This is a genomic window from Actibacterium sp. EMB200-NS6, from assembly GCF_001305615.1.
GTDB classification, from domain to species: domain Bacteria; phylum Pseudomonadota; class Alphaproteobacteria; order Rhodobacterales; family Rhodobacteraceae; genus Actibacterium_A; species Actibacterium_A naphthalenivorans.
On the sequence record NZ_CP010869.1, the window covers coordinates 1,514,797 to 1,537,492 of the forward strand.

A 22,696-nucleotide genomic window follows, 5' to 3' on the forward strand; every position below is an offset into this window, starting at 1 on the left:
AGGCACTTCCGCCCCATGGCGCAACCGTCGCTGATTTAACGGAAGGGCGGGGCTTTGCAACCGCAACGGCTTCGGGGTAAGAGGTGCCGGGCAGGCCCCGGTTGGGCGGAGAGAGGCGTATGAGCAACCCCGAAAGTTTCATCGAGGAAGTCACCGAAGAGGTTCGCCGCGAAAGGCTTTTCGGCCTTTTCCGCCGCTATGGCTGGATCGCGGTCGTTGCCGTTCTGCTGCTGGTGGGTGGCACCGCCTATAACGAATGGCAAAAGACCAGGGCGCGGAATTCCGCTCAGGCGCTGGGCGACGGCATCATGGCGGCGCTGGATCAGCCGGGCACCGCCGCGCGGGTTGCCGCGCTGGATGCGGTCGCGGTGACGGGCGATGCCGCCGCGCTGGTGGCCTTGCTGGCCGCGGGCGAGCAGATCGACGCGGGCGAGACCGAGGCCGGGGTGGCCCGGCTTCGGGCGCTGGCAGATGCCACCGATCTTCCGCTGCTCTACCGTCAGCTGGCGACGCTGAAACTGATCCTGGCGCAGGGCACCACGGTTGCGGCCGACGAACGCCGCGCCGCGCTGGAGCCGCTGAGCGCGCCGGGCCAGCCGTTCCGCCCTCTGGCGCTGGAACAGCTGGCGCTGATCGAGGCGGAAACCGGTGCGGCCGATGCCGCGCTTGAACTGCTGCGCGAGGTGCTGAACGATGCCCAGGCAAGCCCGGGCTTGCGCCAGCGGGCCTCTCAGTTGATTGTGGCGCTTGGCGGATCGCTGGGCGACGCCTGACCATTGAACAAGGGCGCAGTGGCGGCGGGCCGGGCATATGCCGGGCAAACGGAGGGGCACGGGGCAATGAAAACAACTTACGCGATCGGCGGTCTTATTCTTCTCGCGGGTCTTGCCGGATGCACCGGCGGTGAAACGATTTTGCAGGGCGAGCGTCTGGGCGTGCGCGAAGCCCTTCTCGGCACCCCCGAGGCGGATGGGGCGGCAGCGGCATCCGCCGAGCTTACGCGCCCGATTTCACTGCCCGCGCAGGTGACCCAGGCAGAGTGGACGCAGACCCGCGGCAACGCCGCCCATAACGCAGGCCACCCCGCGCTTGGCTCTGCGCCGACCTTGCAGTGGAGCGCCGCGATCGGTGCCGGCGAAGACCGCAAACACCGCATCACGGCGGCGCCCGTGGTCGCGGGGGGGCGCGTCTTCACGCTGGACGCGCAAAGCCATGTGATGGCGCATGGCCCCGACGGTGCAACGCTCTGGACGGCCGATCTTACACCGGCGCTGGAACGCAACGAGGATGCCACCGGCGGCGGGCTGGCCTATGGCGACGGGCGGCTGTTCGCCACCACCGGCTTCGGCACGCTGGTGGCGCTCGACCCGGCGACGGGCGCGCCGCTGTGGACACAAAAGACCGACGCCGCCATTTCCGGCGCGCCCACCTATCACGACGGGCTGGTTTATCTGGTGTCGCGCGATAACCGCGCCTGGGCCATCCGCGCCGCCGACGGGCGCGTGCAATGGCAGCTTCCGGGCACGCCGTCGCCCTCTGGTCTGGTCGGGGGGGCCGCCCCGGCCGTCACCGAGCGGCTGGCGGTCTTCCCCTCCGGCTCGGCCGAACTGGTGGCGACACTGCGCAAGAGCGGCCTGCAGGTCTGGGCCTCTTCGATTTCCGGGCAGCGGCGCGGCCGGGTCTATGCCACGGTCACCGATATCAGCGGCGATCCGGTGGTGGACGGTGACGTGATCTATGCCGGCAACCCCTCGGGCCGCACCGTGGCCTTGTCAGCCAACTCGGGCGAGCGGCTGTGGACGGCGGAAGAGGGCACCTACAGCCCCGTCTGGCCCGCCGGCGGCTCTGTCTTTCTGGTCTCCGATCAGGCCCAGCTTGTCCGGCTGGACGCGGCCACAGGCGCGCGGATCTGGGCCGTCGATCTGCCCTATTACACCGCTGACGCTCCGAAAAAGCACAAGTCCGTCTTCGCGCATTTTGGCCCGGTGCTGGCGGGCGGGCGGCTGATCGTGGCCTCGGATGACGGTCTCATCCGGTTCTTCGCGCCGCAGGATGGCGCGCTGCTGGGCCAGCTTGCGCTGCCCGGCGGGGCGGCGGCCGATCCGGTCGTGGCGGGCGGAACGCTCTATGTGGTCACGTCGAACGGGCAACTCCACGCTTTCCGCTGACGCCGGAATGGTGTAGGCGGGCGGCTTGGAATCGTTTCGGAGCTTGATATGAGCTTTACCCTGGCCATTGTGGGCCGCCCGAATGTGGGCAAATCCACGCTGTTCAACCGTTTGGTCGGCAAGCGCCTGGCGCTGGTCGACGATCAGCCTGGCGTCACCCGCGACCTGCGCGAGGGCGAGGCGCGCCTGGCCGACCTGCGGTTCACGGTGATCGACACAGCCGGCCTGGAGGAAGCCACCGACGAAAGCCTTCAGGGCCGGATGCGCAAGCTGACCGAGCGCGCCGTGGAAATGGCCGATATCTGCCTGTTCATGATCGACGCGCGCGCCGGCGTGCTGCCCGCCGACGAGGTCTTCGCCGAGATTCTGCGCAAGAAATCCGCCCATGTGATCCTTGCGGCCAACAAGGCCGAAGGCGCCGCCGCCGATGCTGGCGTGCTGGAGGCCTATGCGCTGGGTCTGGGAGAGCCGATCCGGCTTTCGGCCGAACATGGCGAAGGGATGAACGAGCTCTATGCCGTGCTGGCGCCGCTGGCCGATGAATTCGCCGAACGCGCCGCGGGCGATACCCCCGAAACCGACGTGGATGTCGAAGACGACGATATGGAGGATGGCGCCCGTGTGCCCACCGCCGCGCGGCCGCTGCAGGTGGCCGTGGTGGGCCGCCCGAATGCCGGGAAATCGACGCTGATCAACGCGATCATCGGGGAAGACCGGCTTCTGACCGGACCCGAGGCCGGGATCACCCGTGATGCGATTTCGCTGCGGGCCGAATGGGACGGCACCCCGATCCGCATCTTCGACACGGCCGGAATGCGCAAACGTGCCAAGGTACAGGACAAGCTGGAAAAACTGTCGGTTTCCGACGGGTTGCGCGCGGTGAAATTCGCCGAGGTCGTGGTGGTGCTTCTGGATGTCGACATCCCGTTCGAACAGCAGGACCTGCGCATCGCCGACCTGGCAGAGCGTGAGGGGCGCGCGGTGGTCATCGCCGTCAACAAATGGGATCTCGAGACCGAAAAGCAGGAGAAGCTGAAAGAACTGCGCGAGGAATTCGCGCGGCTTCTGCCACAGCTCAAGGGCGCGCCGCTGGTCACCGTATCGGCCAAGACAGGCCGGGGGCTCGATCGGCTGCACGGCGCGGTGCTGAAGGCGCACGAGGTCTGGAACCGCCGGGTCACCACGGCGCAACTGAACCGCTGGCTGGCCGGAATGCTCGAGGTGCACCCGCCGCCCGCCCCCGGCGGCAAGCGGATCAAGATGCGCTACATGACCCAGGTGAAGACCCGCCCGCCGGGGTTTGTGGTGATGTGCTCACACCCTGAAAAGCTGCCGGAAAGCTATCGCCGGTATCTGGTGAACGGGCTGCGGGAAACATTCGACATGCCCGGCACGCCGATTCGCCTGACGCTCCGGTCTCAGGCCGACAAGAACCCCTACAAGGGCAAGAAAAAGTCGACCCCGTCGCGGCTGCGCAAGCATCTGGATAAGAAACCCCATTCGGAATAGCGCGCCTGCGGCGCAGGATTGCCGCCTCACGTCTTTCCTGCGGAAAGAGGTTCAGGTGCCTCCGGCGGGGATATTTTGCCCAAAGCAATCACAGGGCACAGGCTTGTTCCGTTGCTTTGGGATAAATATCCCGGGGTTTGGGGCAGAGCCCCAATAAGCGGATATCTTGCGCCGCAGGCGCGCGGATGATCTCATACGACGGTCGCCGCGCCTTCGGTGGCCAGCCCCACGTTCTGGCGGAATACCTCGAACAGCTCGCGGCCCAGGCCCTGGCCGTTGGCCGACAGATCGGCGGTGACGGGCGCGCGGATTTCGAAGCCGTCTTCCAACACTTCAAGGGTGCCGGCACCCGCGTCCAGCCGCACAAGATCGCCGTCGCGGAGTTTTGCCAGCGGCCCGCCCATGGCCGCCTCGGGGCAGACATGGATGGCGGCGGGCACCTTGCCGCTTGCGCCCGACATGCGCCCGTCGGTGACCAGCGCCACTTTCAGCCCCCGGTCCTGCAGCACCGCGAGGGTGGGGGTCAGGGAATGCAGTTCGGGCATGCCATTGGCGCGCGGCCCCTGAAACCGCACGATGACGACGGTGTCTTCGGTAAATTCGCCGGCCCGGAATGCGGCTTTCACGTCTTCCTGATCGTGGAAAACGCGGGCCTTGGCCTCGATCACATGCCGTTCGGGAGCCACGGCGGAGGTTTTGATCACCCCGCGCCCGAGGTTGCCCTCCAGGCTTTTCAGCCCGCCCGAGGGTTGGAACGCGTCATGGGCAGGGCGCAGGATCTTGTCGTTCAGGCTCTTGCCCGTGCCATCGTGCCATTCGACATGGTCGCCCTGCAGTTTCGGCTCTTTGGTGTAATGCGCCAGGCCGTCGCCCGCCACTGTGACGGTGTCGGGGTGCAGCAGCCCTGCGTCCAGCAATTCGCCGATCATGAAGCCCAGGCCGCCGGCGGCGTGGAAATGGTTCACATCGGCCAGCCCGTTGGGATAGACCTTGGCCATCAGTGGCGTCACCGCCGAGAGCGCGGCGAAATCGTCGATGTCGAGGATGATCCCGGCGGCGCGGGCCATCGCGGGCAGGTGCAGCACCAGATTGGTGGAGCCGCCCGTGGCCATCAGCCCGACGATGCCGTTCACGAAGGCTTTTTCGTCGAGCACCTGGCTGGCCGGGCGGAAATCGTTGCCAAGCGCGGTGATCGCGATCGCGCGTTCGGCCCCGGCGGCCGTCAGGGCATCGCGCAGCGGCGTGTTCGGGTTCACGAAACTGGCGCCGGGCAGGTGCAGCCCCATGAATTCCATCAGCATCTGGTTGGAATTCGCGGTGCCGTAGAAGGTGCAGGTGCCCGGCCCGTGATAGCTGGCCATTTCGGCCTCCATCAGCTTGTCGCGGCCGATCTCGCCCGCTGCGAATTGCTGGCGTACCTTCGCCTTTTCGTCATTCGGCAGGCCGCTTGTCATCGGGCCGGCGGGCAGGAACACCGCCGGGATATGGCCGAAACTGGCCGCCGCCATTACCAGCCCGGGCACGATCTTGTCGCAGACCCCCAAGAACACGGCCGCGTCGAAGGTGTTGTGCGAAAGCGCCACGCCGGCGGCCAGCGCGATCACGTCGCGCGAGAACAGCGACAGTTCCATCCCCGTCTGCCCCTGGGTGACCCCGTCGCACATCGCCGGCACGCCGCCCGCAACCTGCGCCGTGCCGCCCGCCTTGCGCACCGCGTCCTTGATCAGGGCCGGAAAGGTTTCGAACGGCTGATGCGCCGACAGCATATCGTTATAGGCGGTGACGATACCGAGGTTCGGCGCGCGCGCGTCGGCCAGCGCGGCCTTGTCGTAGCCCATCGCGGCATAGGCATGGGCCTGGTTGCCGCAGGTCAGGTGGCTGCGGGCCGGGCCTGCCGCCACGGCGCGGGCCATCCGTTCCAGATAGGCGGTGCGGGTGGGGCGCGAGCGGGCGATGATCCGGTCGGTAACCTGGGCGACAGTGCTGTTCAGGGTCATCGGGCTTCCTTCTGAATGGCGTGTCTGAGTGCCTGATATACGTGGTAGCGGTAACAAGTCCAGCCTTGGGCGGTATTGGCGGCTTTGTCGCCCGGGCTGCACGGGGCGCCTCAGGTCACATTGGCATAGAAAATGAAGCCGTTGTCGCGATTTGATCAACCGATTGTTTCGGTTTTATGCGGGTGCCCCTGAATCGCAGCTAAGTTTCCTCAATTTGGCCCCAATCCGGGGCGAAAAGCTGCGCCATAGCAAAAGGGCAAGAGCATGCCCGGCAAGCCCGGCCCAGAGTTGCCGATAGGAGAACAAGATGAAACCGACCCGTATGATCATGGCACTGACCGTTGCCCTCGGCCTTTCGGCCTGCGGGTCCGTGGACACGGCGATGCGCAACGCCACGACATCCGCGCCCGGCGTGGAAACCGCGCCGCACGCACAGCCGGCAACGCGGGCCGACATGGTTCTGTCGGTTCAGAGCGAGCCCTACGCAGTGACGCAGATCAACGTGACCGTGCCCGAAACCCTGAAGGTTTCCGAGGCCAACACCTATTTCCCCAATGCCGACATCGTCTGGCGCGAAGATCCCTTCGGCAACCGCCACGAGCAGGTTCAGGCGATCGTGCTCGACGCTGCCACGCGCGGGGCCGCCAGCCATGACAAGGGCCGGCCGGTGATCGTGGACATCCAGATCACGCGTTTTCACGCGCTGACCGAAAAGACCCGCTATACCATCGGCGGCACCCATGACATTCACTTCTACCTGACCGTCCGCGATGCCGCGACCGGCGAGAAGCTCGAGCGGCCGCGCCTGATCGAGACATCGCTGAAAGCCTATGGCGGCGCCCGCGCGCTGGAGGCGATGAGCCGCGGCCAGACGCAGAAGGTGCGGATCAGCGATCATCTGGCCGCGCTGATCGCGCAGGAACTCAACGTCCGCTCGCTGCCCGCGCCGGCCGAGCCGCTGCGCACCTCGGCGCTCAGCGCCAACTGAGACCGCGCCGCCTGGCATGACGGGGGGTGGGCTTCGGGCCTGCCTCCCTTTTCGTTTGCGCGGCTGTTCTGCCTCTTTCCGGCGCCCGCGGAACCGATTAGGAGAGGCGCATGACGCAATCCTCTCTTCCCATCGTGCGGCTTCGCCCCAAGGCCAATGCCCGCGCCATCCGCCACGGGTTTCCCTGGGTCTATGCCAATGAGCTGGTGACCGACCGCCGCACCAAGGCGTTGCCGCCCGGCAGCCTTGCGGTGCTGGAGGATGACACGCGGCAGGCCATGGGGGTGGTCGCGGTCAATAACGGCTCCAAGCTGATTTGCCGGATGCTGGACCCTGATCCGGGTGCCAGGATTGATCAGGCATGGTTCGCCGCTCGACTGAGCCGTGCGCAGCAGATGCGCGAACGCCTGTTCGACGCGCCATATTACCGTCTGATCCATGCCGAGGCGGACGGGTTGCCCGGTGTGGTGATCGACCGGTTCGGCGATGTCGCGGTGATTCAGCCCAACGCGGCCTGGGCCGAGGTGCTGATCGGCCCGCTGGCGGCGGCGCTGGCGGAGGTGACGGGGGTTTCGGCCATCGTCAAGAACGCCACCGGCCGGGCGCGTGGCCTGGAGGGGCTGGGCGAGGAGACCGTTGTGCTGCGCGGCGCGGTGGCGGAGCCGGTGCCGGTGGCGATGAACGGCGCCACCTATATGGCCGATCTTCTGGGCGGGCAGAAAACCGGGCTGTTTTTCGACCAGCGCCCGAACCATGCCTTTGCCGCGCGCCTGGCGCGGGGGGCGCGGGTTCTGGATGTGTTTTCCCATGTCGGGGGCTTTTCGCTGGCCGCGCTTGCGGCGGGCGCCGATCAGGCGCTGGCGGTGGACGGATCCGCCCCGGCGCTGGATCTGGCGCGGCAGGGCGCGGCGCAGATGGGGATGGAGGCGCGGTTCGACACCCGCAAGGGCGACGCGTTCGACGTGATGGCGGGGCTGGCGGAAGAGGGGGCGCAGTTCGATCTGGTGGTCTGCGATCCGCCGGCCTTCGCGCCGTCACGCCAGGCGCTTGACGCCGGGCTGCGTGCCTATGAACGGGTGGCGCGGCTGGCCGCGCCGCTGGTGGCGCCCGGCGGCTATCTGGGGCTTTGTTCCTGTTCGCATGCCGCTGATCTGACGGCGTTTCGCACCGCATCGGCCCGCGGCATCGGGCGCGGCGGGCGGCGGGCGCAGCTGATCCACACCGGGTTTGCCGGGCCGGATCATCCGTTGCTGCCGCAACTGGCCGAGAGCGGCTATCTCAAGGCGCTGTTCTTTCGCCTGGCGCCATGAAGGTTTTGCTGGACGCCTGCGTTCTCTACCCCACCGTCTTGCGGGAGATCCTGCTTGGGGTGGCGCGGCGCGGGCTGTTCACCCCGTTGTGGTCGGAGCGCATTCTGGAGGAATGGGCCCGTGCCGCGCGCAAGATCGGCCCCACCGGCGAGGCGCAGGCGCGGGCGGAAATCGCGCTGCTGCGGCGGCATTGGCCGGAGGCGTCGGTGACGCCCCGTGCCGGAGACGAGGCGCGGCTGTGGCTGCCTGACCCGGCCGATGTGCATGTGCTGGCCGCCGCGATCGCGGGGTCGGCGGATATTCTGCTGACGTTCAACGCCAGCGACTTTCCCCAGCGGAGCATGGCCGAGGAGGGCGTGCAGCGGCAGGGGCCGGATGCGTTTCTTCTGACCCTGTGGCAGGCGGCGCCGGAGGCGGTTCGGGACAGTGTGGAGACGGTGCGGGCAGAGGCGGCGCGCCTGTCGGGCGAGGCGTTCGAGACCCGCGCCCTGTTGAAGCGCGCGCGCCTGCCCCGGCTGGGCAAGGCCTTGGGCCGGTAGCAGATTTCTTGCCTCCGGCGGGGATATTTTCAGAAAGATGAAGGCTCAGGCGGTGGGAATACTGCTCCACCGGGCTTCGAGCGTTTCGATCGCGCGGATGCGTTCGGCGGTTTTCGGATGGCTCATCAGCCATGCGGGTACCGGGGCGCCGCGCGCGGCGGTCAGGCTTTCGAGTTTGCGAAACAGGGTTTTCTGCGGGCCGGTGCCGATGCCGGCCTTGGTCAGCAGGGCCGAGGCATAGGCGTCGGCCTCATATTCATCCTGGCGCGACAGGCGCGCGGCCAGAAGCGAGGTAAGCGTGTTGGCGATGTAGATGCCGAGGCCGGGGATGATGCGCGACAGCATCATGCCCAGAGCGGCGCGCATCGCGTTCTGCCCGGAGAAATCGATCATGCGGCGGCGCGAATGGCCCAGGGCGACATGGCCCATCTCATGCGCGATGACGCTGGCCAGCTCTTCGGCCGTCACCTGGCCGGCGCGGTATTTGTCGTAGAAGCCGCGGGTGATGAAGATGCGCCCGTCGGGGGCGGCCAGCCCGTTGACCGGGTCGATTTCGTAGATATGGACCCGGATGCGCGGCAGATCGAGCGCCCGGGCCATCTGGGCCATCAGGGCGCGCAGCCGTGCATCGGCCAGTTCGCTGGAGCGCGCGTCAAGCTCGCGCGCGGTGCGCCAGACCGAGAAACGGTAGGTCGCGAGCGCGTAGAGCAGGGCCAGCAGGATCGGGGTCAGCTTCAGCATGATAGGGATATGGGGCCGGGCGGGGCCGGGGGCAATTGCCCGCAGCGCCGTGGCTGGGCGGGGCGCGCGATTATTTGCCCAGTTCCTTCATTCCGCGTTCGATCCCTTCCAGCGTCATCGGCACCATGCGCTGCTCGAAGATATCGCGGATCATCTGCACCGACTGGGTGTAGGGCCAGTGCTTTTCGGGCAGCGGGTTCAGCCACAGGTTGGCGGGCCATTTTTCCCGGGCGCGTTGCAGCCAGACCTGGCCGGCCTCGGCGTTCCAGTGTTCATTGGCGCCGCCGGGATGGACGACCTCGTACGGGGACATGGAGGCATCGCCCACGAAAATGCATTTGTAGTCGGGGCCATAGGTGTTCAGCACCTCCCATGTGGGGATCTGCGCATCCCAGCGGCGGCGGTTGTCACGCCAGACGCCTTCGTAGAGGCAATTGTGGAAGTAGTAATATTCCAGATGCTTGAACTCGGCGCGGGCGGCGGAGAACAGCTCTTCCACCATGCGGATATAAGGGTCCATCGAGCCACCGACATCGAGGAACAGCAGCACCTTGACCGCGTTGCGCCGCTCGGGGCGGGTCTGGACGTCGAGATAGCCGTGATCGGCGGTGGCGCGGATGGTGCCGTCGAGATCCAGCTCCTGGTGTGCGCCGTCGCGGGCCCAGCGGCGCAGGCGTTTCAGCGCCACCTTGATGTTGCGGGTGCCCAGTTCGATCGTATCGTCGAGATTGCGGAATTCGCGCTTGTCCCAGACCTTGACCGCGCGCTGGTGGCGGGATTCGTCCTGGCCGATGCGCACGCCTTCGGGGTTGTAGCCATGGGCGCCGAAGGGCGAGGTTCCGGCGGTGCCGATCCATTTGTTGCCGCCCTGGTGCCGGGCCTGCTGTTCGGCCAGCCGCTCTTTGAGGGTTTCCATCAGCTTGTCGAACCCGCCGAGCGCCTCGATCTCGGCCCGTTCCTCGGGGGTGAGGTGCTTCTCGGCCATCTTTTCCAGCCAGTCGGCAGGCAGGTTCACCGCCTCGAGCACATTGTCGAGGCTGATCTGTTCGAGCCCTTCGAAGCTTTTGGCGAAGGCGCGGTCGAACCTGTCGAGGTTGCGCTCGTCCTTCACCATCGCGGTGCGGGCGAGGTAGTAGAAGCCTTCGATGTCATAGGTGACGAGGCCTGCCTTCACCCCTTCCAGAAAGCCCAGATACTCACGCAGGGAAACCGGTATTCCGGCCTCGCGCAGGGTCTGGAAAAACGGAAGGAACATCGCGCCTACACCATACGTTCCAGAATGACGGTCAGGATCATGCCCAGAAGGCCGAAGGCGATGCCGAAGCCCACCGCGTACTGGGCGATGTCGAAGCCGCGCCCCTTGCGCCGGCGGGCCAGAAGCGCGCCCCACAGAACCCCGATGATTACCCCCGCAATCACGATCATGATTGATGTCCTCCCGGGCTGAGCGCGGCAATTTCCAGAAGACGCGCGCGCACTTCCTTGTTCGTGCCGAAGCCATAGCGCGCCCAGCCCAGACTGTCGAGCCGGACCGCCTGCGCCTCGCTGGCGCGGCCCAGAAGATCCAGCGCCTCTGCCTTGATCATCAGCATGGTTGCCAGCAGCGCGGCGTTCTGGGAGGCGACGACGGGCGGCAGGTGGGCGTTGACGATGCTCAGCGCCGCTTCGGGCTGACCGGCCGACAGCGAGAACGCGGCCAGATGCATGCCCACATGCGCCTCCTGTACGGCGGTGACGGGCGAGGCGCCGTAGATATGGCCCGCCTGCAGGAAGGCGGTCAGGGCGGTTTCGGCATCGGTTGCCAGGCTCAGCCGGCCAAGGGCGAACAGGCTGAAGGCGAGGCGGGTATCGTCGGGCCCGAAGCCGCGCGCGATGATGACCGCCTGTTTCGCCGCCGCCAGCCTGCGCGAGCCCGATGTGCCGGGGCCGAGCGCGGTTTCGATGGCGTCGATCCAGGTGCGCGGGGTGGGGGCAAGCCGGACGTCGCGCACATGTTCGCCATGCGGGTTCAGGCGCGCCAGCAGCGCGGGCAGGCGGGCCGCGACCTGTTCCTCGGTCATGCCGTTCTGCAGTTCGGGCGCGTAATAGGCGCGCAGGATCAGCATGTCGAACCCGGTCAGGACGGTGTGGAAGTTATCATCGTTGAAGATGCTGTCGGGCAGGCTGTAGAGATCATTGAGCGGGCCGAGCGCCTGCGCCAGCTCTTCATGCAGACAGTCGCGCACCTCTTGCGGGCTGACGTCCGAGGGCAGGAACACCGCGACGGTTTCGCGTTTCTTCAGCGTAGCCCAATCCACCGCGCGGGTGCGGCGCAGGCGCCGGTACTCGGCCCAGCCCGAGACGCGCGGCACGACGAAACAGGCGGCTTGCGGCACAAGCCGCTGCAGGTCGGCGCGGGGCAGGGTCTCGATCATGATGTTTCCGGGCTGCCCGGGGGCGGTGCGGCGAATGTCGATGCGTGCCTCGCGGCGGAACCGGGCCAGCAGCGCATCGAGATCGTGATCCAGGCCCGGCGGCGCGCCCGGGGCGACGGCAACGGTGACGGGCTCTTCGAACCGGGTCAGGATCGGCACTTCGCGGCCGCTTTCCATGCGGAAGGTCAGGTTCAGGAAATCACGCGCGATGGCCTGGTTCGACCGCGCCGGGGGCGTCACCTGGGGCGCGGCGAAATATTTCATCGGTGGCAGGGCGACGTGGTTGACCCGGCGCTCGGGGACTTCGGTCAGCGGGTTTCCGGCGCACGCACCCAGCACCAGGCAGGCCATAACGGCAAATCGCAACTTCATGGCCTCAACTCCGTGCATACTCGATAAAGGGTGTCAGGGTGCCGATCCTGTCATACAGGCGCCGCGCGGTGGTATTGGTGTCTTGCGTCAGCCAATAGACCGAGGGCGCGCCGGCCGCGTCGGCGGCGGCATAGACCGCCTCGATCAGCGCGCGGCCCACGCCGGTGCCGCGCGCGGCGGGTTCGGCGAAGAGATCCTGCAGATAGCAGGTGTTTTCGATTTTCCAGCAATGCCGGTGAAACAGGAAATGCACCAGCCCCACCGGGCGGCCGCCCCGAACCGCCAGCAGCCCGCTGAAATCCTGTGGATCATCGCCCAGAAGCCGGGCGAAAGTGCTCTGATACACCGGCTTGGCGAGGGTGGTGCCGTAGAACGCCAGATAGGCCCCCCACAGGCGGCGCCAGTCTTCTTCGTCGCCGGCGGTCAGTGGGCGGATGATCAGGTCGGGCACGTCGGGGCGCTCATCTTTCAGTCATTTCAACGCAGGATAGAACCGGCCCACCCTTATTGGAAAGCTGTTGTGTTTCCCGATGGCAGTAAAGCGGCAAATCCATGGCATGTCAGCGCTGCCGCCGGGCCATGAAGGCCAGCCGCTCGAAAAGCTGCACGTCCTGCTCGTTCTTCAGCAGCGCGCCGTAAAGCTTCGGCAGGGCGTTGGTGGCGTCACGCTTGAGGTCTTCGGCGCTCAGATCCTCGGCCAGAAGCAGCTTCAGCCAGTCCAGCACTTCCGAGGTGGAGGGCTTTTTCTTGAGCCCCGGCGTCTCGCGGATCTCGTAGAACTGGGTCAGCGCCGCGGTCAGAAGCTGGGGCTTCAGGCCGGGGTGATGCACATCGACGATCTTCTTCATCACCTCCATGTCCGGGAAGCGGATGTAGTGAAAGAAGCAGCGCCGCAGGAAGGCGTCGGGCAGTTCCTTTTCGTTGTTCGAGGTGATGATCACGATGGGCCGCGTTTCGGCGCGGATCGTCTCGCCGGTTTCGTAGACGTGAAACTCCATCCGGTCGAGTTCCTGCAGCAGGTCATTGGGGAACTCGATGTCGGCCTTGTCGATCTCGTCGATCAGCAGAACGGTCTTGTGCGGCGCGGCAAAGGCCTGCCACAGCTTGCCCTGGCGGATGTAGTTTTTCACGTCATGCACACGCTCGTCGCCAAGCTGGCTGTCGCGCAGCCGGCTGACCGCGTCATACTCATAAAGGCCCTGCGCGGCACGGGTGGTGGATTTGATGTGCCATTCGATCATCGGCAGGTCCAGGCTGGCGGCCACCTGGCGCGCCAGCTCCGTCTTGCCGGTGCCCGGTTCGCCCTTGACCAGCAGCGGACGTTCCAGCGCCACGGCGGCGTTCACCGCCACGGAAAGATCTTCGGTTGCCACGTATGATTCTGTCGATGCAAATTTCATCGGTTTTCCATGCCCCTAGCGCCTCGAATTCAGACAGTCATAGCAAGACTTCAAAAAGCCTTAAAGCCGGACTATAAGCTAGTGACAACCATTCCGCATTCGGATAAAGCCTGCCGCAGGAGAGCCGGGTGACTGACGTTACGACGACATTCGGGCCCGGCGAGCGAGAAGGAGCAGGTATGAAAGCCGAAGTTTTCTTGCCCGAGGATTACCGGCCCGCGGAAGACGAGCCGTTCATGAACGAACGCCAGCTTGAGTATTTTCGCCGCAAGCTGCTGACCCTGAAAGCCGAGTTGATGGACGAAAGCAAGTCCACCATCGAAGGGCTGCAGGACGGCACCAGAAACATCCCAGACATTGCCGACCGGGCCAGCGAAGAAACCGACCGGGCGCTGGAATTGCGGATCCGCGACCGTCAGCGCAAGCTGGTGGCCAAGATCGACGGGGCGCTGCGCCGGATCGAAGAGGGCGAATACGGATATTGCCAGGAAACCGGCGAACCGATCTCTCTCAAGCGGCTGGACGCCCGGCCCACGACCACGCTGAGCCTCGAGGCGCAGGAGCGGCACGAGCGGCGCGAGAAGGTGCACCGCGACGACTGAGTCCCGCGACCGGGACTGAAGGATACACACCGGAAGCAACGCACCGGGGCCCTGCGCCCCGGTGTTGCGTTAAGGAAGGCACGATGCTGATCGGGCGCAGGGTTACCGTGATCGGGGCGGGTATCGGCGGGCTGGCCGCGGCCACCGCGCTGGCCCGGCGCGGCGCGCGGGTCACGGTGCTGGAACAGGCGTCCGCCATTCGCGAAATCGGCGCAGGGCTTCAGATCAGCCCGAACGGCGGGGCGGTTCTGAACGCGCTGGGGCTGGGCGATGCGCTGGGCCGGATCGGGGTGCGGGGGCAGGCGGTCTGTCTGCGGGATTTCCGCGCGGGCCGCAAGGTTCTGGAGCTGGACCTGACCCGCGCCGGGGGCCGCTACCTGTTCGTTCACCGGGCCGATCTTCAATCCATGCTGGCCGATGCCGCGCGCGCGGCCGGGGTCGAGATCCGGCTTCTTCAGAACATCACCGATGTCACGCTGGGCGAAGCCGGCGCAAAACTGACCAATGAGCAGGGCGCGCGCTTTGCCGCTGATGTGGTGATCGGGGCCGATGGGCTGCATTCGGTGTTGCGCGGCGTGCTGAACCCGCCCGCGCCGCCCGCATTCACCGGGCAGGTGGCCTGGCGCGCCACTGTGCCGGCCGAGGGTGCCGCCGCGCCGCGGGTCACCGTTTACATGGGGCCGGGCCGGCACCTTGTCTGCTACCCGCTGCGGGGCGGCACGATGATCAACATCGTCGCCGTCGAGGAACGCCGCGCCTGGGCCGATGAAGGCTGGTCGCACACCGATGATCCGGCGCATCTGCGCGCCGCCTTTGCCGGTTTCGCGCCAGAGGTGCGGACGCTGCTGGCGCGGGTCGATGAGGTGCATCTGTGGGGCCTGTTCCGCCATCCGGTGGCGCGGCACTGGCACAGGGGGCAGGCGGCCGTGCTGGGCGATGCGGCGCATCCGACGCTGCCCTTTCTGGCGCAGGGCGCGAACATGGCGCTGGAGGATGCCTGGGTTCTGGCGGCGGCGCTGGGCGGGCATGACAGTATCGAGGCCGGGCTTGCCGCCTATCAGACCGCCCGGCGCGACCGCTGCGTGCGGATCGTTGACGCCGCGTCGCGCAATGCGCGCAACTATCACCTGCGCTTCGCGCCGCTGCGTCTGGCGGCGCATGGCGCGCTGCGGCTGGGCGGGGCGCTTGCGCCGGCGGCGATGCTGGGCCGGTTCGACTGGCTCTACCGGCATGACGTCACCCGCGCCTTTGCCTGACGGCGCCCCCCTTGTGCGGTGCCCGCGCCGGGCATAGGAATGACAGTGCCGCCGGCGCGCGCGGGCCGGTGTTCCGATGACGCGGTAGGGATGTTCCGAATGGCACTAGAAGACGCAGCAAAAGAGGTCGACAACGCCTTTACCCGTAAGGGGTTTCGGGGCCTGTCCTGTGAAAACACCTTCGGCGGGGCCACCAGTTTTCTGCGCCGGAGCTATACCAAGGATCTGGCCGGCGTCGATCTGGCCATCACCGGCGTGCCCTTCGATCAGGCGGTCACCAACCGGCCCGGCACCCGGCTTGGGCCACGGGCCATCCGCGAGGCCTCGGCCCTGCAGGCGTTTGACAGGCCCTATGGCTGGGGCTTTGATCCGCTGGAGGAGTTCTATATCGCCGATTATGGCGATCTGGCCTTCGACTATGCCAATACATCGGCCTTTCCCGACGCGCTGACCGCCCATATCGACGGCATCCTCTCGGCCGGGGCGGGCAGTCTCACGCTGGGGGGGGATCACTATATTTCCTTCCCCATTCTGAAGGCTTACGCCAAGAAGTTCGGGCCGCTCTCGCTGCTGCATTTCGATGCCCATTCCGACACTTGGGCCGATGACGACATGACCCGGATCGACCATGGCACGATGTTCTACAAGGCGGTCAAGCTTGGCCTGATCGACCCGGCGCGCTCGGTGCAGGTGGGAATCCGCACCGACAATCCCGATACGCTGGGCGTTCACATCATCGACGCGCGCGAGGTGCATGAGAAGGGGCCGCAGGCCGCCGTGGCGAAGGTGAAGGATATTCTGGGCAGCCACCCCACCTATGTCACCTTCGACATCGACGCGCTGGACCCGGCCTTTGCGCCGGGCACCGGCACCCCGGTCTGGGGAGGGCTGACCAGCGCGCAGGCGGCCATCATGCTGCGCGATCTGGCGGGCATCAACATGGTCGGCGGCGATGTGGTCGAGGTGTCGCCGCCCTTCGACACTACCGGCGCCACGGCCATCGCCGGGGCGCATGTGGCAACCGAACTCTTGTGCCTGTGGTGCTGGAACAGGAAGCAGGCCGGGCCATGATCCGAAGCTCGATCATCGAAATGCTGTGGCTGGTGCCGCTGATCGTGGTTTCGGCCCTGATCTATGTGCGCTTGGCCCCGGCCAAGGCGGAGGACTGGCATGTCGATCCGCTGTCGGCCGCGCCGCCGGGCCCTTCGGGCGTACTGGTGCGGCCGGCGGATGGCGATATCCTGCCCGTCGAACATGCGGTGGCCCCCGAGGATCTGTTGCGCCACCTCGACGCCATCATCCTCGCCACCCCGCGCACCCGCCTGTTCGCCGGCAGCCTGGCCGGGGGGCGGCTGACCTATGTCACCCGTTCGCGGGTCTTCGGCTTTCCCGATTACAGCACGGTGGCGGTTGCCGGGGCAGGCGACAACAGCGCGCCGGTCATCCTGGCGCGGGCGCGGTTCGGGCGGTCGGACATCGGCGTCAACCGCGCCCGCGTGACGCGCTGGCTTCAGGCGCTGGAGCAGGCCGGCTGAAGGGCCGCGCGCCCGCCGCCCCTTGACCGCGCCCGCGCCTTGCGCAAAAGAGCGGCATGGTTCCCTTTGACAAGCTCGCCCAGATCACCCAGCGCTTTCAGTTCCTTGAGGCAAAGCTCGCCAGCGGGGCGATGCAGGATTTCGCCCGGATCAGCCGCGAATATGCCGAGCTGAAGCCGGTGGCCGAACAGATCGACGCCTATCGCCAGCTTCTGGACGATATCGCCGAGGCCGAAGCAATGCTGGCCGACCCCGAGATGAAGGCCCTGGCCGAAGAAGAGCTGCCCGCGCTGAAGGCCCGGATCCCCGCGCTGGAACAGGCGCTGCAACTGGCGCTGCTGCCGAAAGACGCGGCGGATGCCCGCCCCGCCATCATCGAGATCCGCCCCGGCACCGGCGGAGATGAGGCGGCGCTGTTCGCTGGCGATCTTCTGCGGATGTATCAGCGCTATGCCGAGGCGAAGGGCTGGCGCTTCGATGTCATCGAGGAAACGCAAAGCGAGCTTGGCGGGATCAAGGAAGTCATTGCAAATGTGCAGGGCGAAGGCGTGTTCGCCCGGCTGAAATACGAATCCGGCGTGCACCGGGTGCAGCGGGTGCCGGCCACCGAAAGCGGCGGCCGCATCCACACCTCGGCCGCCACCGTCGCCGTGCTGCCCGAGGCCGAAGAGGTGGATATCGACATCCCCGCGGGCGATATCCGCATCGACACGATGCGCGCCTCGGGGGCGGGCGGGCAGCATGTGAACACCACCGATTCCGCGGTGCGGATCACTCATATCCCCAGCGGGATCGTTGTCACCTCATCGGAGAAATCGCAGCACCAGAACCGCGCGCTGGCGATGCAGGTGCTGCGCACGAGGCTCTATGATCTGGAGCGCCAGCGCGCCGCCGACGAGCGTGCGGCCGACCGCAAGGCGCAGGTGGGATCGGGCGACCGGTCGGAACGTATCCGCACCTATAATTTCCCGCAGGGACGGATGACGGATCACCGGATCAACCTGACGCTCTACAAGCTCGATCAGGTGATGCAGGGCGATCTGGATGAGGTGATCGACGCGCTGACCGCCGACGATCAGGCCCGCAAGCTGGCCGAGATGGAGGGATGAGCAACACCATCCCGCCCGGCGCCACGGGCACCGCGGCACTCGCGGCGGCCATCGCCCGGCTGCGTGCCGCCGGTGTCGATGATCCGGCCCGCGATGCGCGGCGCCTGCTGGCCCATGCGCTCGGCATTTCCGCGGGGCGGCTGACGCTGGTGCTGCCCGATCCGCTGACCGATGAGGCCGCCGACCGTTTCGCCGCCGCGCTCGCCCTGCGCTGCCGCCGCAAGCCGGTGTCGCAGATCACCGGCCAACGCATGTTCTACGGCCGAAGCTTCCGGGTGACCGAAGATGTGCTCGACCCGCGCCCCGAGACGGAAACGCTGATCGAACTGGCGCTGCGCGAACCGTTTTCGCGGGTCTTGGATCTCGGTACCGGGTCGGGCTGCATCCTGCTGACCCTGCTCGCCGAACGGCCCGAAGCAACCGGCCTGGGTGTCGATCTGTCAGATGCGGCCTGTGCGGTCGCGGCGGATAACGCCGCCCGGCTGGCGCTCGAGACCCGCGCCCGGATCACCCGCTCGGACTGGTTCGGCGCGGTCGACGGGCGGTTCGACCTGATCGTCGCCAACCCGCCGTATATCGCGGCGGAAGAGATGCCCGGCCTCGCGCCCGAGGTGCGCGACTGGGAGCCGCACATCGCCCTGAGCGACGGTGCCGACGGGCTCGGGGCCTATCGCATCATCGCCGCACAGGCCCCGGACCATCTTGCCCCCGGCGGCCGTCTTCTGGTCGAGATCGGGCCGACCCAGGGCGCGGCGGTCTCGGCCCTTTTTCTTGCCGCGGGGCTTGAAAACATTGCCGTACATGCCGACCTCGATGGCAGAGCGCGCATTGTTTCGGGCCGGGTTTCGCTGAAACAGGGCTGAGCCATGCGTGCCATGCAGCGCCACGGATTACCTAAAACCGCACAGGCTTGGCATTTTTTGCTTGTCTTGGCAGGATTGCCGTGGTTAGTCGAACAGGCAAGCGGCGGGATGCCCGAGGCGGTCCCCCTTGCGCATAAGCCAGACAGTAAACCGGACCTGGAAATTGATCTGCGCACGAGGCGCGGAACGGGGCCGAAGAAGCCACAATAAGGCTGGAACCAGATAAATAACATGAGATCATCTAAGTCACGTTCGCGGTCCAAATCGAACCGCTCGCGCTCGGTGGGTAACATCGTCAACCGTGTGTTCGACAGTTCGGGCCCGGAAGGTAAGGTGCGCGGCACGCCGCAGCAAATCATCGACAAGTACAATCAGCTCGCCCGCGATGCGCAGCTGTCGAACGATCGGGTCGCGGCCGAGAATTTCCAGCAGCACACCGAGCATTACACCCGCCTTCTGAGCGAGGCGCAGCGCGAACAGGATGCCCGCCGCGAGCAGCACGAGCAGCAGCAAAGCCGCGATCGCCAGCGCGATACCCGCGATCAGGGCCAGGAGCAGGAAGAGCAGCCTTCGGTACAGGAAGAGGCGCCCCAGCCCCAGCAGGACCGCTCCGACAGCGCCGAGGTGATCGACATGTCCCAGGACAGCGGCGACAGCGGCCTTGTCGAAACGCCCGAGGAAAAGCCGGCCCCGCGCAAGCGCGCGCCGCGCAAGAAACCCGCCGCGAAGGCGCGGGAAGCGGATGCGCCCGAAACCGGCGGTGAAACGCCCCAGACGCCAGCCGCCGAATAACGCCTCAGCCCGCGGCCACGGCGCGGGCGAGGGCACAGAACCCTTCCACCGAAACCTCTTCGGCGCGCATGGTCGGGGCCAGGCCCGCCGCGTGCAGCTTTGCCTCGATATCGGGCGCCACCCCCTTCAGGCTGGCGCGCAGCATCTTGCGGCGCTGGTTGAAGGCGGCGGCCACCACCCGGCTCAGCACGGCGGGGTCGGCCGGGTAAAGCGGCGCATCGCGCCGGGCCAGATGCACAACGGCGGAATGGATCTTGGGCGGCGGGGTGAACGCCTCGGGCGGCAGGGTCATCACGATCTTCGCCTCGGTGCGCCACTGCGCCAGGATCGCCAGCCGGCCATAGGCCTTGCCGCCGGGCTGGGCCACGATCCGCTCGGCCACTTCTTTCTGAAACATCAGCGTCAGGCTTTCCCAGAACGGCGGCCATGCGGGCGGCGTCAGCCAGCGCACCAGAAGCTCGGTGCCGATATTGTACGGCAGGTTCGCCACCACCCGGATCGGCGGCGTCAGATGCGCGGTGGCATCCAGCGTCAGCGCATCCGCATTCACCACCTCCAGCCGGCCGGGATAGGCGGCGGCGATCTCTGCCAGCGCCGCCATGCAGCGCGCGTCCTTCTCGACGGCCAGCACCCGGCGCGCGCCCTCGGCCAACAGCCCCCGCGTCAGCCCGCCGGGGCCCGGCCCGATCTCGAGCACATCGCATTGCGAAAGATCGCCCGCCTGCCGCGCGATCTTGGCGGTCAGGTTCAGATCCAGCAGAAAATTCTGCCCCAGCGATTTCTTCGCCGACAGCCCATGCGTGGCGATCACCGCGCGCAGCGGCGGCAACCCGTCAATCGCGGCCATGCCGGTTCCCCTTCATCTTTCCTGAAATATCCCCGCCGGAGGCAAGAAAACTCATGCGGCCCGCGCCCGCGCCATCCGGTCGGCCATCTGCAGCGCCTCGATCAGGCTGGCGGCATCGGCCACGCCGGTGCCCGCAATATCGAAGGCGGTGCCATGGTCGGGCGAGGTGCGGATGAACGGCAGGCCCAGTGTCACGTTCACCCCGCCCGCGAAATCCAACGTCTTGATCGGGATCAGCGCCTGGTCGTGATACATCGCCACCGCCGCGTCATAGCGCGCGCGGGCCGGGGCGTGAAACATCGTGTCGGCCGAATGCGGGCCGGTCAGGTTCAGCCCGTCGCGGCGCAGGCGCTCCAGCACCGGGGTGATCAGCTCGATCTCCTCCCTGCCCATCTTGCCGCCTTCGCCCGCGTGGGGGTTGAGCCCGGCCACCGCGATGCGCGGCGTGTCGATGCTGAAATCGCGGATCAGCGCGTCATGGGTGATGCGCAGCGTGTCGGCCAGCAACTCGGCGGTCAGCGCGGCGGGCACTTGCGACAGCGGGATATGGATCGTCACCGGCACCACTTTCAGCGCGTCACAGGCCAGCATCATAACCACCCGGTCGACCCCGGCCAGCGCCGCCAGATATTCGGTATGTCCCGGATAGGCGAAACCGGCGCCATCCTGCAGCGCCTTCTTGTGAATGGGGTTGGTGCAGACGGCGCCGGCCTTGCCTTCCTGCGTCAGCTCCACCGCCCGCGCGATGCCCGAAATCACGGCGGCGGCATTCCGCGCTGCGGGCATGCCCGGCGTGGCCGGCGCGGGGAAGGGGTGGCGCAGCACCGGCAGGGCGGTGGCGGCAACATGCAGCGCCTCGGCCGGATCGTGGATTTCGTGATGCGGCGCGCCATCGGGCAGATGCGCCGGATCGCCGATCCAGAAAAACGGCAGCCGGGCGCCAAGCGCCTGCCAGGCCTTCACGGTGATCTCGGGGCCGATTCCGGCTGGTTCGCCAGAGGTCAGGGCGATGGGGGCAAGGCTCATTGGCTCAGGATGATCGCATCGGCCTTCAGCTCTGCCAGAAAGCTGTCGGCATAGGAACTGAGCCGCTGATTGAACAGCCGGGCGCGCACCGCCTCTCTGTCGACACCTTCGCCAAGCTCGGGCGTCCGCCCGCACAGCATCAGGATCGATTGGCTTGCGTCGCGGGTCAGGATGGTGGTCTCTCCCTCGTCCAGCTTGGCCAGTTCGATGCCGATGTCCTGCGGCAGGTCTGCCACGGCCAGCGTCTGGCGCTGCAGCTGCTCTTCGGGCAGCCCCTTGGCGACGCCGTACAGATCATCGCAGCTGTCCAGCCGGGCGATGATCTCCTGCGCGCTGGCGCGGCTGTCGGGGGCCACGAAGAACCGGGCATAGTCGACCGAAAGGGTTTCGGCGGCCTTGGGCGTCGTTTCTTCCAGGGCGCGCAGCTGGAACAGGATGATGGCGTTGGGCACCTCGATCGGCTCCGCCATCTGGCCGGGGGCCAGGGCCAGGATCTGCGATGCGATCTGCGGCGGCAGGTTGGCCAGATCGAGCCAGTCCAGCCGGCCGCCGGTTTCACGGGTGCTCGACACCGAATATTCCCGCGCGGCGGCGGCGAACCCGGCCGGAGTGGTGATCTGCCGCAGAAGCTGTTCGGCCAGCGCCTTGCTCTGGGCGGCGAACTCGGGCGTGTCGGCGCGCAGCACGAGCTCCGACAGCAGCACCCGCGCCGCGCCGGTCCGCGAGGACAGGGCCATCGCCCTGTCGATCTCGGCCTCTGTGATCTGGGCGCGGGGGCCGAACCGTGCGCGGACAAGCGCGCGCCAGGCCAGGCCGGCCTCGACGAAATCGGTAAAGGTTTCCTCGGCGACGCCGGCGCCGCGAAGCTCCTGCACGAACTGCTCGGTGGTCAGCTCGGCGCGGCTGGCGAATTCGGCCTTGCCGGCGGCAAGCTCTTCTTCGGTGATGCGCAGCCCGGCGCGATCGGCCGCTTCAAGCTTCAGCCGGTCTTCGATCAGCATGTCCACCACCTGCTGTTCAATGCCGCCGCCGCCACCGCTGCCCAGAAGGCGCATGAAGGCGATGCGCTGCGACACTTCCCAGTTGGTGACGGCGCGGCCGTTGACCTGCACCCGCTCGGCAAAGGCGCCGCCGCTTTGCGCAAGCGCGGTTTCGGCCGGAACGCCCAGGAATGTCATCCCCAGAAGAAGGGCACCTATGGTGCGGATCGTTGATTTCATGCCTGTTG

At 67.0% G+C, this 22,696-nt stretch carries 23 protein-coding genes; 13 read left to right on the forward strand and 10 right to left on the reverse strand.

Going from position 1 to position 22,696, the window contains the following annotated elements:
* Positions 1-119: 119 nt before the first annotated feature.
* The 3 genes from TQ29_RS07415 (at position 120) to der (ending at position 3,677) form a co-directional block, all read left to right on the forward strand.
* Positions 120-773, forward strand: coding sequence for a hypothetical protein (locus TQ29_RS07415; RefSeq protein WP_054538642.1), 654 nt, complete (start codon positions 120-122; stop codon positions 771-773).
* Positions 774-839: 66 nt separating this feature from the next.
* Positions 840-2,168, forward strand: a complete 1,329-nt coding sequence (locus TQ29_RS07420; RefSeq protein ID WP_054538643.1) for a PQQ-binding-like beta-propeller repeat protein — start codon at positions 840-842, stop codon at positions 2,166-2,168.
* 48 nt (positions 2,169-2,216) lie between these two features.
* Positions 2,217-3,677, forward strand: a complete 1,461-nt coding sequence (der, locus tag TQ29_RS07425) for a ribosome biogenesis GTPase Der (RefSeq protein ID WP_054538644.1) — start codon at positions 2,217-2,219, stop codon at positions 3,675-3,677.
* A gap of 191 nt (positions 3,678-3,868) precedes the next feature.
* Here the strand turns inward: der and edd are convergent, their stop codons facing one another.
* Entirely contained in the window at positions 3,869-5,674 is a 1,806-nt protein-coding gene (gene edd, locus TQ29_RS07430) for a phosphogluconate dehydratase (protein WP_054538645.1), read from the reverse strand.
* Positions 5,675-5,981: 307 nt separating this feature from the next.
* Between edd and TQ29_RS07435 the strand changes: the two genes are divergently transcribed.
* The 3 genes from TQ29_RS07435 to TQ29_RS07445 all read left to right on the forward strand — a co-directional run bounded on the left by TQ29_RS07435 (position 5,982) and on the right by TQ29_RS07445 (position 8,511).
* Complete coding sequence (locus TQ29_RS07435; protein ID WP_235974465.1) at positions 5,982-6,662, forward strand: DUF6778 family protein; 681 nt, start codon at positions 5,982-5,984, stop codon at positions 6,660-6,662.
* Between the two features lie 110 nt (positions 6,663-6,772).
* A complete protein-coding gene (locus TQ29_RS07440; protein WP_054538646.1) occupies positions 6,773-7,972 on the forward strand; it encodes an RSP_2647 family RNA methyltransferase in 1,200 nt (399 codons plus the stop codon).
* A complete protein-coding gene (locus tag TQ29_RS07445) occupies positions 7,969-8,511 on the forward strand; it encodes an RSP_2648 family PIN domain-containing protein (protein ID WP_054538647.1) in 543 nt (180 codons plus the stop codon). Before TQ29_RS07440 ends, TQ29_RS07445 begins: the two co-directional genes overlap by 4 nt.
* Before the next feature lie 45 nt (positions 8,512-8,556).
* Here TQ29_RS07445 and TQ29_RS07450 read toward each other — a convergent pair whose 3' ends face one another.
* From TQ29_RS07450 to TQ29_RS07470, 6 genes are all read right to left on the reverse strand, one after another.
* Positions 8,557-9,252 carry a M48 family metallopeptidase gene (locus TQ29_RS07450; protein ID WP_054538648.1) on the reverse strand — a complete coding sequence of 232 codons (696 nt, stop codon included), beginning with the start codon at positions 9,250-9,252 and terminating at the stop codon, positions 8,557-8,559.
* Positions 9,253-9,322: 70 nt separating this feature from the next.
* Positions 9,323-10,507, reverse strand: a complete 1,185-nt coding sequence (locus TQ29_RS07455; RefSeq protein WP_054538649.1) for a VWA domain-containing protein — start codon at positions 10,505-10,507, stop codon at positions 9,323-9,325.
* A gap of 5 nt (positions 10,508-10,512) precedes the next feature.
* Entirely contained in the window at positions 10,513-10,677 is a 165-nt protein-coding gene (locus TQ29_RS20935; protein ID WP_173585957.1) for a hypothetical protein, read from the reverse strand.
* Complete coding sequence (locus TQ29_RS07460) at positions 10,674-12,038, reverse strand: DUF2927 domain-containing protein (RefSeq protein ID WP_157445545.1); 1,365 nt, start codon at positions 12,036-12,038, stop codon at positions 10,674-10,676. Before TQ29_RS07460 ends, TQ29_RS20935 begins: the two co-directional genes overlap by 4 nt.
* 4 nt (positions 12,039-12,042) lie before the next feature.
* The gene (locus TQ29_RS07465) at positions 12,043-12,489 is read right to left on the reverse strand and encodes a GNAT family N-acetyltransferase (RefSeq protein ID WP_054538650.1); all 447 of its coding nucleotides are present in this window, start codon (positions 12,487-12,489) and stop codon (positions 12,043-12,045) included.
* A gap of 109 nt (positions 12,490-12,598) precedes the next feature.
* Entirely contained in the window at positions 12,599-13,438 is an 840-nt protein-coding gene (locus tag TQ29_RS07470; RefSeq protein ID WP_037205533.1) for a MoxR family ATPase, read from the reverse strand.
* Positions 13,439-13,617: 179 nt separating this feature from the next.
* Here TQ29_RS07470 and dksA point away from each other — a divergent pair, with 179 nt between their 5' ends.
* From dksA to TQ29_RS07505, 7 genes are all read left to right on the forward strand, one after another.
* Entirely contained in the window at positions 13,618-14,040 is a 423-nt protein-coding gene (gene dksA, locus TQ29_RS07475) for an RNA polymerase-binding protein DksA (RefSeq protein WP_037205536.1), read from the forward strand.
* Positions 14,041-14,123: 83 nt separating this feature from the next.
* On the forward strand, positions 14,124-15,296 hold the full coding sequence (locus TQ29_RS07480; RefSeq protein ID WP_054538651.1) for an FAD-dependent monooxygenase: 1,173 nt from the start codon (positions 14,124-14,126) through the stop codon (positions 15,294-15,296).
* A 99-nt stretch (positions 15,297-15,395) separates the two neighbouring features.
* Complete coding sequence (gene speB, locus TQ29_RS07485; RefSeq protein ID WP_054538652.1) at positions 15,396-16,367, forward strand: agmatinase; 972 nt, start codon at positions 15,396-15,398, stop codon at positions 16,365-16,367.
* Positions 16,364-16,831, forward strand: a complete 468-nt coding sequence (locus TQ29_RS07490; RefSeq protein WP_054538653.1) for a DUF1499 domain-containing protein — start codon at positions 16,364-16,366, stop codon at positions 16,829-16,831. Before speB ends, TQ29_RS07490 begins: the two co-directional genes overlap by 4 nt.
* Before the next feature lie 56 nt (positions 16,832-16,887).
* Complete coding sequence (gene prfA, locus TQ29_RS07495; RefSeq protein WP_054538654.1) at positions 16,888-17,940, forward strand: peptide chain release factor 1; 1,053 nt, start codon at positions 16,888-16,890, stop codon at positions 17,938-17,940.
* The gene (gene prmC / locus TQ29_RS07500; RefSeq protein WP_054538655.1) at positions 17,937-18,803 is read left to right on the forward strand and encodes a peptide chain release factor N(5)-glutamine methyltransferase; all 867 of its coding nucleotides are present in this window, start codon (positions 17,937-17,939) and stop codon (positions 18,801-18,803) included. The genes prfA and prmC overlap by 4 nt, the downstream gene beginning before the upstream one ends.
* Before the next feature lie 231 nt (positions 18,804-19,034).
* A complete protein-coding gene (locus TQ29_RS07505) occupies positions 19,035-19,595 on the forward strand; it encodes a DUF4167 domain-containing protein (protein ID WP_054538656.1) in 561 nt (186 codons plus the stop codon).
* Between the two features lie 4 nt (positions 19,596-19,599).
* On the opposite strand, the gene rsmA is transcribed toward TQ29_RS07505, so the two are convergent.
* From rsmA to TQ29_RS07520, 3 genes are read right to left on the reverse strand one after another with little or no spacing between them, the layout of a single operon-like run.
* Entirely contained in the window at positions 19,600-20,442 is an 843-nt protein-coding gene (gene rsmA, locus TQ29_RS07510) for a 16S rRNA (adenine(1518)-N(6)/adenine(1519)-N(6))-dimethyltransferase RsmA (protein WP_054538657.1), read from the reverse strand.
* Between the two features lie 51 nt (positions 20,443-20,493).
* The gene (pdxA, locus tag TQ29_RS07515; RefSeq protein ID WP_054538658.1) at positions 20,494-21,468 is read right to left on the reverse strand and encodes a 4-hydroxythreonine-4-phosphate dehydrogenase PdxA; all 975 of its coding nucleotides are present in this window, start codon (positions 21,466-21,468) and stop codon (positions 20,494-20,496) included.
* Positions 21,465-22,688, reverse strand: coding sequence for a peptidylprolyl isomerase (locus TQ29_RS07520; RefSeq protein ID WP_054538659.1), 1,224 nt, complete (start codon positions 22,686-22,688; stop codon positions 21,465-21,467). The genes pdxA and TQ29_RS07520 overlap by 4 nt, the downstream gene beginning before the upstream one ends.
* Positions 22,689-22,696 lie beyond the last annotated feature (8 nt).